This window comes from Domibacillus sp. (genome assembly GCF_031181085.1).
Lineage (GTDB): Bacteria > Bacillota > Bacilli > Bacillales > Domibacillaceae > Domibacillus.
This window is the reverse complement of the sequence record NZ_JAPSLE010000001.1, coordinates 473,798-485,731: the sequence shown is the minus strand read 5'-3', so window position 1 is coordinate 485,731 and position 11,934 is coordinate 473,798. Positions and strand designations below refer to the sequence as shown.

The 11,934-nt window shown below is 46.2% G+C and carries 12 protein-coding genes; 1 reads left to right on the top strand and 11 read right to left on the bottom strand.

All coding sequences use genetic code 11. From position 1 onward, the window contains the following. Positions 1–70: 70 nt before the first annotated feature. From cotE to recA, 9 genes are all read right to left on the bottom strand, one after another. Positions 71–571 (bottom strand): outer spore coat protein CotE, encoded by a 501-nt coding sequence (gene cotE, locus RIN81_RS02615; RefSeq protein ID WP_242234497.1) that lies wholly within the window; start codon positions 569–571, stop codon positions 71–73. A 102-nt stretch (positions 572–673) separates the two neighbouring features. Beyond that, entirely contained in the window at positions 674–1,111 is a 438-nt protein-coding gene (locus RIN81_RS02610) for a YlbF/YmcA family competence regulator (protein ID WP_309087141.1), read from the bottom strand. A gap of 1 nt (position 1,112) precedes the next feature. Continuing rightward, positions 1,113–2,648 carry a tRNA (N6-isopentenyl adenosine(37)-C2)-methylthiotransferase MiaB gene (miaB, locus tag RIN81_RS02605; RefSeq protein WP_309087140.1) on the bottom strand — a complete coding sequence of 512 codons (1,536 nt, stop codon included), beginning with the start codon at positions 2,646–2,648 and terminating at the stop codon, positions 1,113–1,115. A 122-nt stretch (positions 2,649–2,770) separates the two neighbouring features. Further along, positions 2,771–3,652 carry a 2-oxoacid:ferredoxin oxidoreductase subunit beta gene (locus RIN81_RS02600; RefSeq protein ID WP_309087139.1) on the bottom strand — a complete coding sequence of 294 codons (882 nt, stop codon included), beginning with the start codon at positions 3,650–3,652 and terminating at the stop codon, positions 2,771–2,773. A gap of 2 nt (positions 3,653–3,654) precedes the next feature. After that, entirely contained in the window at positions 3,655–5,397 is a 1,743-nt protein-coding gene (locus tag RIN81_RS02595; protein WP_309087138.1) for a 2-oxoacid:acceptor oxidoreductase subunit alpha, read from the bottom strand. Positions 5,398–5,574: 177 nt separating this feature from the next. Next, positions 5,575–5,835 (bottom strand): stage V sporulation protein S, encoded by a 261-nt coding sequence (locus RIN81_RS02590; protein WP_050181379.1) that lies wholly within the window; start codon positions 5,833–5,835, stop codon positions 5,575–5,577. A 67-nt stretch (positions 5,836–5,902) separates the two neighbouring features. Continuing rightward, a complete protein-coding gene (locus RIN81_RS02585) occupies positions 5,903–6,703 on the bottom strand; it encodes a TIGR00282 family metallophosphoesterase (protein ID WP_309087137.1) in 801 nt (266 codons plus the stop codon). A gap of 64 nt (positions 6,704–6,767) precedes the next feature. Further along, positions 6,768–8,327 (bottom strand): ribonuclease Y, encoded by a 1,560-nt coding sequence (gene rny, locus RIN81_RS02580; RefSeq protein WP_251270185.1) that lies wholly within the window; start codon positions 8,325–8,327, stop codon positions 6,768–6,770. Positions 8,328–8,568: 241 nt separating this feature from the next. Then, positions 8,569–9,618, bottom strand: coding sequence for a recombinase RecA (recA, locus tag RIN81_RS02575; RefSeq protein ID WP_309087136.1), 1,050 nt, complete (start codon positions 9,616–9,618; stop codon positions 8,569–8,571). A 32-nt stretch (positions 9,619–9,650) separates the two neighbouring features. On the opposite strand from recA, the gene RIN81_RS02570 reads away from it, so the two are divergent. Continuing rightward, positions 9,651–9,815, top strand: coding sequence for a hypothetical protein (locus RIN81_RS02570; RefSeq protein ID WP_242234490.1), 165 nt, complete (start codon positions 9,651–9,653; stop codon positions 9,813–9,815). 215 nt (positions 9,816–10,030) lie between these two features. On the opposite strand, the gene RIN81_RS02565 is transcribed toward RIN81_RS02570, so the two are convergent. Both RIN81_RS02565 and pgsA read right to left on the bottom strand, forming a co-directional pair. Next, complete coding sequence (locus tag RIN81_RS02565) at positions 10,031–11,281, bottom strand: competence/damage-inducible protein A (RefSeq protein WP_309087135.1); 1,251 nt, start codon at positions 11,279–11,281, stop codon at positions 10,031–10,033. 64 nt (positions 11,282–11,345) lie between these two features. Then, the gene (gene pgsA / locus RIN81_RS02560) at positions 11,346–11,924 is read right to left on the bottom strand and encodes a CDP-diacylglycerol--glycerol-3-phosphate 3-phosphatidyltransferase (protein WP_309087134.1); all 579 of its coding nucleotides are present in this window, start codon (positions 11,922–11,924) and stop codon (positions 11,346–11,348) included. Between the last annotated feature and the right edge of the window lie 10 nt (positions 11,925–11,934).

Below are 11,934 nucleotides of genomic sequence, written 5' to 3'. Positions count from 1 at the left end.
TCTTTCTTCTTCTGATAGTATAGCACACGAAAAAAAAAGCGGGAAAACGGTTCGTTCCCCGCCAGCTCATTTAGTGGTCATGGTGTTCTTCTGCTGTTTCCCGCTCGCAATCCCATTCGTCTTCGTAGTCATGAAACGCCACGCAGACTTTTGTCTCACCTGTGACTTCTACAAGCAATTCGCGTTCCGCCTGCACATTGATTTTCGTACCACAGTCAGAAATGACGGCTTCCTGGCAATTTGGCTGTTGCAGCACTTTTACCCAAACATGGTCATCTCCGTCGTACTCATCATCCCGGTACGTTAATTTCAACACGTCTTTGTATTCAACTTTATCCGTGACAACAGCCGTTTTCGTGTGGTTGTGATAAGAATACCAGACATTGATTTCGTACGTGCCAAATACTTCTACTTTATTGCCGGCTTTTTTCGCTTTGTACTCATGGTTGATAATCCAGCATCCTAAAATGCCGGACGGCTTATTCGGCGGCAGAACAGCATGGTGCGACTGCGTATACTTCCGGCCTTTGGCAACGACGGACTTTGTGATGATCTCGCGGAATTGGCTCAATCTGTTGTCCCTCCTCTGATGTGGTCTTCCTATTGTATGCAGAGAAAGTGAGACGGGTGCCCAAGATTGAAAAAAATCCCGCCTAAAAGGCAGGATTGTTTTTTACGAGCAGCTCCCTGGCGGGCGGTTTCTTACCTGGGCACCTGTTTCACCACGAAGCAGGTCGCCGCCTGTTTCCGTAATAATATTGTCGGTCACTTTATTAGAGATGGCTGTCGCAACCATTTGTAAAATGGCGTTTACGTCTGTCTGCGACTGCTTGAATTGCTGCACGATCGGCATTTCATCAAGTTCCTGCTCAATTTTAGCGATTTTTTCTTCTGTTGTTTTCAGCGCTTCTGTTTTTTTATAGTGCTGGAAATTAACAGCTTGCTTTTGCAGGCTTTTTAAACCCGCCATTTTTTCACGGAGCTTCTGGTTTTCGTGGATTTTGGCTTCTGCCTGTTTAAAAAACGCCACTTCTTCTGTAGCCGAAATCATATTGGCGAGTTCTGTTGCTTTGGCAATAATCTCGTCTTTTGTGTAAATGGCTTTCTCCATTTTAGTTCACCTCGGCCATATTTTCGATTTCTACCGCTTCCCCGTCCATTGACCATGATTTTGTTTCCGTAATACGCACCGGAATAATTTTTCCAATGGCCGATTTTGGTGCTTTTACGTTTACAAGCTTGTTCTTAGATGTGTAGCCAGCAAGAACATCCGGATTTTTCTTGCTTTCTCCTTCAATAAGTACTTCAACGATTTGGCCTTTATACTGCTTCATGGACTCATTAGACAGTTCGTTCACAAGTGCATTTAACCGCTGCAAACGCGCTTTTTTCACGTCCATCGGCACATTATCAACCATTTTTGCAGCCGGCGTGCCTTCACGCGGTGAATACAAGTACGTATACGCCATTTCAAAGCCGACTTCACGATAAAGCGACATTGTTTCTTCGAATTGTTCTTCTGTTTCATTCGGATAGCCGACAATAATATCGGTTGTCAGTGCTACATCCGGCATCGCTGCTTTGATTTTACGCACAAGCTCTAAAAACTGCTCGCGTGTGTATTTACGGGCCATGATTTTGAGTATATCGGTTGAACCGCTTTGCACCGGCAGATGGATATGGTCCATCAAGTTGCCGCCTTTAGCGAGCACCTCGATTAAATGGTCGTCAAAATCACGCGGATGGCTTGTTGTAAAGCGCACACGCGGAATGCCGATCTGACGGATTTCATCCATCAAGTCTCCCAGGCGGTATTCCATATCGGCAAAGTCTTTTCCATAGGCGTTTACGTTTTGGCCAAGCAGCATCACTTCCTGGTAGCCCTGCGCCGCAAGCTGGCGTACCTCCTGGATAATTTCTTCCGGACGGCGGCTCCGCTCTTTTCCGCGTGTATATGGTACGATACAGTACGTGCAGAACTTGTCACAGCCGTACATAATGTTTACCCAGGCTTTTACATTGCCCTGGCGTACTTTTGGAAGGTTTTCGATTACGTCTCCTTCTTTAGACCATACTTCTATAACCATTTCCTTGGACATATAGGCTTCGTTTAGGATTTCCGGCAGACGGTGAATGTTGTGTGTACCGAAAATCATATCCACATGATGATACGATTTTAAAATTTTGCTTACTACGGATTCTTCCTGGGACATACAGCCGCATACGCCGAGAAGCAGGTTCGGGTTATCCCGCTTTAAATGTTTCAGGAACCCGATCTCACCAAACACTTTGTTTTCTGCGTTTTCACGGATGGCACATGTATTCAGTAAAATAACATCTGCTTCTTCCGGTGTTTCCACCGCATTGTAGCCGAGTGCCATAAAAATACCCGCCATGACTTCCGTGTCATGGGCATTCATTTGACATCCGTATGTGCGGATATAAAAGTTTTTGCCATTGCCCATCCCTTGAAAACGCTCGTCGATTTTAAAATCATTATGATACGCTACTTCTTCTTTTCCGCGCTTTTTAGCGTCTTTTAAAGAAGGCGGCGTGTAAACAGATTGGAAATACTGGCTGTAGTCCTTAACGGATTTTTTGTCCGATGGACGAGCCTGCTCGCTATTTTTTCGTTGTTCTTCGTTCATGGTGAATCCCCTTTCCGATCTTTCAAACTATCGTGCACATTCCTTAAGTATATACCGTTCAAAGACCGCACTCAAGCAAGGCACAGAAAAAGCACAGAGATTTCTTCTCTGCGCCATAGATCTTACATAAATTCTTCAACAAGCTTCTTAAATGTTTCTTCTCCAAGGTCCAGGTCCGCTTCAGTGAGCGGCGTTCCCGCGTAGCCTTCAACGAGATCCTGGTAAGAAGGACGCTCTGTATCCTGATAAATGATACCTGTTACCAGGTCGTCGTGCTGCATCAATGTATTCATCGCAGCCTGGCGGTCAGACGGATCGTAGCCTTCAATTGTCGAAAGCTTTGTTAAGTTTTCTTTAAACCAGTCATACGTGTTCACTTTATTATACGTTACACACGGGCTGAACACGTTAATAATAGAAAAACCTTTATGGTTAATACCCGCTTCAATGATCGCTGTTAAATCTTTTAAATCCGTTGAAAAGCTTTGTGCCACAAACGTAGCGCCTGTTGTAACAGCCAGTTGCATCGGTGACAATGTCTGCTCAATCGCACCAAGCGGTGTTGATTTTGTTTTAAAGCCGGCCGCTGAACGCGGAGAAGTCTGGCCTTTTGTTAATCCGTAAATTTGGTTGTCCATAACGATATACGTTAAATCGATGTTGCGGCGCATCGCATGAATGGTATGCCCCATTCCGATCGCAAATCCATCGCCGTCACCGCCGGATGCGATAACTGTCAAATCTTTATTGGCCATTTTCACGCCTTGCGCAATCGGAAGCGCCCGGCCGTGAATGCCATGAAGTCCGTATGAATTAATGTAACCGGAAATTCGGCCGGAGCAGCCGATCCCGGAAATAACCGCTAGTTTTTCGGGCGTTAACCCCACATTGGCTGCCGCGCGCTGAATAGCCGCCTGCACGGAGAAATCACCACAGCCGGGGCACCAGTTAGGCTTCACACTATTACGGAAATCTTTAAATGTTGCAGTTGTTGCTGTTGCCATGATTAAATCAGCTCCTTGCTGCTCTCAACAATATGATGCGGCTGGAATGGATTACCGTCATATTTCAAGATGCTTTTAATTTTATGGGGGTAGCCGGCGTTCATTTTAATGATACTTGCCAGCTGGCCTGTCGCGTTGTTTTCTACAACAGCGACCTGTTTTGCCGACTCAATAAGCGGCAGAATTTCTTCTGTCGGGAACGGGTGGATCAATCGGATGCGCGCATGGTTTACTTTGATGCCGTCCGCTTCAAGACGCTCCATCGCCTCTTCAATCGCACCGCCGGTAGAATTAAAACCAATCAATAAAAGGTCTGCTTCCGCATGCTTGGCATTTTTATAAACAGGGTTCGGGAACACATGTGGAAGGTTTTCGAGTTTCCTCATACGCTTGTCCATTTGTGCGTTCCGGTTAGCCGGCGACTCGGACGGCTTGCCTGTTTCATCATGCTCAACCCCGGTTACGTGGTGAATCCCGCCAACAACGCCCGGAATCACCCGTGGAGATACACCGTCTTGTGTGACTTCATACCGTTTAAAATAAGATTTATCTTCGCGCGGTGCAATGCCCTCTTTTACCAGTTTGCCGCGGCGAATGTTCACCCGGCTATAATCCAGCGGCTCCACCGTGTGTTTGCCAAGTGAAAGCTGCAGGTCAGACAGGACAATTACAGGCACCTGATACTCCTCAGCAATGTTGAACGCTTCTACTGTATCGTAAAATCCTTCTTCTGCCGTTCCCGGCGCGATTACCACTTTTGGAATTTCACCGTGTGTTCCGTAAATCATTGCCATTAAATCAGACTGCTCCTGCTTTGTTGGAAGTCCTGTTGACGGACCGCCGCGCTGTGTATCAACGACGACAAGCGGCGTTTCCGTCATGCCGGATAAGCCAATGGCTTCCATCATAAGAGACAGTCCCGGCCCGGCTGATGCCGTAAAGGATCGGATACCGCCGTAGTTAGCGCCGATTGCCATCGTCGCAGCTGCAATTTCGTCTTCCGTTTGAATAACAGTGCCGCCGACTTTCGGTAATTTTTTAATTAAATACTCCATAATTTCCGAGGCGGGTGTAATCGGATAAGCTGCCATTAAGCGTACACCTGCTGCAAGCGCACCAAGCGCTATCGCATCGTTACCGATCATAAACATCCGCTTCTGTCCATCTGCCGGAGGAAGCTGAAGAGCGCTTGTCCCACCGTCAAGCTGTTCTTTCATGTACGCATAGCCCTGCTGTATAGCTTCCATATTTTTTTGAACGACCGTTTCACCTTTGCGGCCAAAAATCTCTTCTACGACTCCGAGAAACACAGAAACGTCGAGGTTAATAACGGCACATGTAGCACCAACAGCCACCATATTTTTCATCAGTGAGGTGCCAAGCTCCGTTGCGATTTCGGTGAATGGAACCGCATAAAAACCAGCTTCTGTGTCATCCGGCTTGACCGGTTTAAATTTCGTATCCGCAATAATAATCCCGTTTGCATGAAGCTCGCGGTAATTCACATCAATCGTTTCCTGGTCAAAAGCCACCAATATATCAAGGTCATCTGCGACCGAGCTTACTTTTTTCGTGCTGACACGAATTTTATTGTTTGTATGTCCGCCTTTAATACGGGATGAAAAGTGGCGGTATCCGTACAGGTAGTATCCAAGGCGGTTTAACGCCATTGAGAAAATTTCACCTGTACTTTCAATTCCTTCCCCTTGCTGTCCTCCCACTTTCCAAGAAAGCTGCTCTGCCATTGTTTCTAACACTCCTTTAAATATGACCCCATCATTTTTCTGCTTCTTCTAGTGTATCACTTTTAAACTTAAATCACTATACGAATGCTTCATCCGTAAAAAATGTCTTTTTGTGTGTTTTATGGTGTCTCAAAGGGCCCCACTTAAAAAAGCATTCCAGCCAAATGGCTGGAATGCTTATCGGGATTGGACAATTAATTTCATTGCCGTTCGCGCTTCTCCCGCGATTACAATACTTGTAAAAGCGGGGATACAAATAAGATCGATGCCGCCGGGTGCGACAAATCCTCTCGCAATAGCGACTGCTTTAACCGCCTGGTTCAAGGCGCCTGCTCCGACGGCTTGTATTTCTGCACTGCCTTTTTCCCTCATGGTTCCGGCCAGCGCACCTGCGACCGAATTCGGGTTTGATTTTGATGATACTTTTAACACATCCATTCCCTAATCCCCCTTCTAAAGCCTCCATTCGTCTTTCATATATATTCAAAGGAAGAAGGGCTATGAATCAATAATCGTGAAAAGGGTGGTCATCGTTAATTAAAATACGCTCTATCGACTTGGCACGTCCTGTTTTCCGGTCTGTTTGAATGAGACATGCTGATAATTGGGTGCGTCCTTCTTTTGGCACCTCGAATCGGGCCGGGAGCTGGTTTTGAAACTTTTGGATAATCGTTTCTCTTTCCATGCCTAAAATCCCGTCGTACGGCCCTGTCATGCCTACATCCGTTAAATAAGCGGTTCCGCCTGGCAGCACCCGGTTATCTGCTGTCTGTACATGTGTGTGTGTGCCGACAACAGCGGTTACCCGTCCATCTAAAAACCAGCCCATTGCCTGCTTCTCACTTGTGGTTTCCGCATGAAAATCAACAAAAATAAACGGCGTCCGCTTTCTTGCTTCTTCTACAAGCTGATCTGCTTTTTGAAACGGGCAGTCCAGATCGTTCATAAATACGCGGCCTTGTAAATTAATAACTGCTACTTCGAATTCACCGGCCGGCACATAAGCAATCCCTTTTCCTGGAACGGATGCCGGAAAGTTCGCCGGACGGACGAGCCATTTTGCCCCATCAATAAAATTAAATATATCCCGATTGTCCCATGCATGGTTGCCGAGTGTGACGACGTTGGCACCATCCTGCATAAAGGTTTTATAAATTTTTTCTGTGATGCCGCGTCCCGCCGCTGCATTTTCACCGTTAATGATGGTAATAGCCGGGCGGTACTTTTTCTTTAATTTCGGCACGTACTCACTTACCATATCGCGTCCCGGGGAGCCGACAACGTCCCCAACAAATAATAAATCCATATTTCTCCTTCTTTCTTCTTGTTAAAAAAAGAAAAGCGGTGTGATTTTCGCACACCGCTTTCACTTATTTTGCGTATTCAACTGCTCTCGTTTCACGAATAACGGTTACTTTAATATGGCCCGGATAATCGAGCTCCCCTTCAATTCGTTTGCGAATATCGCGTGCAAGACGGTGAGCCTGCAAATCATCAATTTGCTCCGGTTTCACCATAATACGTACTTCGCGTCCGGCTTGAATAGCAAATGATTTTTCAACACCATCGTATGATTCTGAAATTTCTTCCAGTTTTTCCAAACGACGGATGTAATTTTCAAGTGTTTCGCTTCGTGCACCCGGTCGTGCGGCAGACAAGGCATCTGCTGCTGCAACAAGAACGGCAATAACAGATGTTGGCTCTGTGTCACCGTGGTGAGAAGCAATGCTGTTGATGACAACAGGATGTTCTTTATACTTTTGACCAAGCTCTACACCGATTTCAACGTGACTACCTTCTACTTCATGATCGACTGCTTTACCGATATCATGAAGCAGGCCTGCTCGGCGGGCAAGTGTTTCATCTTCGCCAAGTTCCGCTGCCAGTAAGCCGGAAAGATAAGCCACTTCGATCGAGTGTTTCAGTACGTTTTGCCCATAGCTTGTCCGGTATTTCAAGCGGCCAAGAATTTTGATGAGATCTGGATGCAATCCATGGACGCCGACATCAAATGTAGTTTGTTCGCCAATTTCGCGAATATGCTCATCCAATTCACGCCGGGCTTTATCGACCATTTCCTCGATACGCGCCGGATGAATACGTCCATCCTGCACCAATTTCTCCAACGCAATGCGGGCCGTTTCACGGCGAATTGGATCAAAGCCGGAAAGGATGACCGCTTCAGGCGTATCATCGATAATTAAATCGATACCGGTAAGCGTTTCAAGTGTACGGATATTCCGCCCCTCGCGCCCGATAATGCGCCCTTTCATTTCATCATTTGGCAGTGAAACGACGGATACGGTCGTTTCTGCCACATGGTCAGCTGCACAGCGCTGGATGGCAAGTGATAGTACTTCACGTGCTTTTTTATCGGATTCTTCCTTCGCACGTTGTTCATTTTCTTTCACCATGATTGCAATATCGTGGGATAATTCCTGTTCCGTCCGTTCTAAAATGATGGAGCGTGCATCTTCACGTGTCAGAGCGGAAATTCGCTCAAGCTCGGATTGCTGCTTTTTCACCATCTCATCCACTTTGCTGTCCATCTCTTCAATATGTTGTTGTCTTGTGTTTAACGATGCCTCTTTGTTTTCAAGAGTTTCTTCCCGTTTATTCAGGGATTCATCCTTTCGATCAAGGTTTTCTTCTTTTTGAAGGAGGCGGTTTTCCTGTTTTTGCAATTCATTTCGTCTTTCACGGAGTTCATGCTCTGTTTCCGTGCGCAATTTATGAATTTCATCTTTTGCCTCTAAAAGAGCTTCTTTTTTCGACGCTTCCGCTTCCCGCTTTGCATCTTCAACAATCTGGTCAGCAACGCTGCGCGCGCCTGCGATTTTTGATTCGGCAATTGATTTTCTTACAAAATAGCCAACAACGACACCAATGATAAGGCCAAGCAAAATGGAGATGATTGTAATGGGTTCCATCATTTCACCTCCTCTTGCTATAAATAATTGTCATGTGCTTCACATGTTGGCTGCTGTCGCATAAGTTATGAAACAAACAGCACTACATTTCCATTTTCAAGATAAAAAATGTCAAATATACAAGTTTAATTTTATCGGTGTAAAATTTCATTGTCAAGGTTTTCTCCATGAAACCCCTCATTTCGAAAGAGCCTAACAAAAAAGCAGGAAAACGGGCTGACCCGCTCTCCTGCTTTTTCTCTTATTCTTCGTCAAACAACGTATCTGCTCCGTTGTCTTCTTCGGCCGGCGGAAGATCCTGAACATTGTCCAATCCATAACGCTCACGGATTTTCATCATAATCTCGTGACGTACATCTGGATTTTCTTTCAAGAACTGTTTCGCATTTTCACGGCCCTGTCCAAGACGTTCACCATTGTATGAATACCAGGCGCCGCTTTTTTCCACAATATCTTCTTCAGAACCCAGGTCGATGATTTCCCCTTCGCGCGAGATGCCTTCTCCGTACATAATATCTACTTCGGCTACACGGAACGGCGGCGCCACTTTGTTTTTCACGACTTTGATTTTTGTTTTGTTTCCGACAATGTCGTTCCCTTGTTTCAACGCTTCTGCACGTCTTACTTCAAGACGAATAGAGCTGTAGAATTTAAGCGCACGTCCGCCTGGAGTTGTTTCCGGGTTTCCGAACATAATTCCTACTTTTTCACGGATCTGGTTGATAAAGATTGCGATCGTGTTTGATTTATTGATCGCACCTGATAATTTACGAAGCGCCTGCGACATCAAACGTGCCTGCAAGCCGACGTGCGACGCACCCATTTCGCCTTCAATTTCCGCTTTTGGTACAAGTGCAGCTACCGAGTCAACTACGATAATATCAATCGCGCCGCTGCGTACAAGAGCTTCTGCAATTTCAAGTGCCTGCTCACCTGTATCCGGCTGTGATAGAAGAAGCTCATCGATGTTTACGCCAAGTTTCTGTGCATAAACCGGATCAAGCGCATGCTCAGCATCGATAAAAGCAGCTTGTCCGCCTTTTGCCTGTACTTCTGCAATCGCGTGAAGAGCAACCGTTGTTTTACCAGAGCTTTCCGGTCCATAGATTTCGACAACACGCCCGCGAGGATAGCCGCCTACTCCAAGGGCGGAGTCAAGTGCAAGCGATCCACTCGGTGTAGTGGACACACGGCGCTCCGCCTGCTCACCAAGCTTCATAACCGAGCCTTTACCGAATTGTTTTTCAATTTGTTTAAGTGCCATATCTAAGGCAGCCTGACGATCGTTCACTATAAAATTCCTCCTCTAAAATGTGTATCTATATGGGAACAGCTGTTATGCCGGTTGTTGTTTTAACCTGCTTTAACTATACCTTAATTGGCGGTGAATTACAAGCAAAAAACGAACATTTATTCGATTTTTTCACCCTTCCTAAAATTGGAATATGCTTGTGGAATGAAGAGATAGAATTGAGTAAAAAGCTATGAAGAAAAAGAAGATCAGTTGAAGATTTTTACTTGCTTCAACCGGTTTACTGCTTTCTTATTATACCACGAAACCTATTAAAAAAGCCCGCCGGAACTACCGGCGGACCTGCATTTATGAAGAAATTTTTTGTCTGTAAAACTGCCGTGCCAAGTCGGCTTTCCGGCCTTCTGCCAGCCGTGAATCACGACGCCCGTTTCTTCGAAAAACGCCCTTTTCAGCCCTGCTCGGCTTCATCAAGCAAAGCAAGCAAATAGTGGCAGCCATATTTGACTGTACGCTTGCGGATTCCAGCCCGGCTTCCAGCCATTTTCAGCGGATGAACAATGGTCTGCTGTCCTGCACGCGCAATCGCCAGGAAGACAGTGCCCGGCTCGTGCCCTTCTAAGGGGTCCGGACCCGCTGCTCCTGTGAAAGAAATGCCGATGTCTGCGCCGCACAGCTCACGAACATTTTCAGCCAATTCTTTTGCACATTCTGCGCTGACTGCCCCATGAGCCGCTAACGTTTCACTTTTTACCCCCAGCACCTTATGTTTTACTTCGTTTGTGTAACAAACGATACCGCCTTTCACAACAGCGCTTGTACCAGGGATCGCTGTAAGTTCACCCGAAAACAAGCCGCCGGTTAAGCTTTCTGCAGCAGCAACCGTCACTTGCTTTTCTTTCAATTTCGCCGCCAGTTCAGACGCGATCGTTGTTTCTCCATAGCCATAGAAAAAAGCACCTACTCGCTTTAAAATGTCGTCTTCTGCCTGTTGAATCAAACGTTCTGCTTCTGCTAACGATTCATGCTTAGCTGTAATCCGCAAAATAACTTCTCCGTCTCCTGCGAGCGGAGCAATCGTCGGATTGTTCTGCTTGACTAAAATATCATCAATTTCCGTTTCAAGAGCTGATTCGCCAATGCCGAAAAACCGCAGTACGCGCGACTCAATGCGCTCTATTTTTTCCATTGTCTTCAAAATTTCAGCGCGGCCGTAGTTCGTAAACATCGGCTGCATTTCACGCGGCGGACCAGGAAGAAGCATATAATATGTGTCGCCTGTTTTTGCAAACATCCCCGGAGCCATGCCGTTATCGTTTGGCAGCACGGTGCTGCCTTCGATCACGAGCGCTTGTTTTTTATTGTTTTCCGTCATAGTACGGCCGGTTTTTTGGAAGTACGCCTCGATACTCTCAAGCGCTTCTTCGTTGTATTCGAGCGTCTTCCCAATTAAACGGGCAATGGTTTCTTTTGTTAAGTCGTCTTTTGTCGGACCGAGGCCGCCTGAAAACACGATTAAATCCGCCCGTTTTTGCGCGAGCTGAACGGCGTCCACCAGGCGCTGCTCATTGTCGCCGACGACCGTATGATAATAAACGTTTACGCCGATTTCCGCCAGATGCTGAGACAGGAAGCGGGCATTGGTATTGGTGATCTGGCCAAGCAATAATTCGGATCCTACTGCGATAATTTCTGCATTCATCTTATGTATACACTCCTTTTTAGTAAGCGAAAGGCACCGTGGAGAATCCAGGGTGCCTCTTTGCTCATTTCGAGTCTTTAAAAACATCTTTATTTAACTTAAAGTAATCCCAGCCGGACCAAAGCGTGAAGAACAGGGCGACCCAAAGCATAATATCGCCAAATGGAAAGCCTATACTTTCAAACGGCGCATTATGCAGCAGCAAAACGGCAATGGCAACGATCTGCGTCCACGTTTTAATTTTCCCAAGCATATTCGCTGCCACCACTTCGCCCGTTTCCGCCAGAATAAGGCGAAGCCCTGTTACCGCGAATTCACGGCAAATAATGGCGATGACAATCCATGCGGGTGCGAGCTGCAGTTCCACAAGCATAATAAGCGCTGCTGATACAAGCAGTTTGTCTGCCAATGGATCGAGAAACTTGCCGAAATTTGTTACCAGGTTGTACTTTCTTGCAATGTAGCCGTCAATCCAATCTGTTGTTGAAGCAATGATGAAAAGAAGCGCTCCGACAAAATGCTCGACCGGCATATTCGTTCCCAAAGCCCGTATTGTTCCCCATCCAAAATCAACCGACATAATTAAGATAAAGAATGGAATCATTAAAATACGTGAAATGGTAATTTTATTAGGTAAATTCAAAACTGTTCCC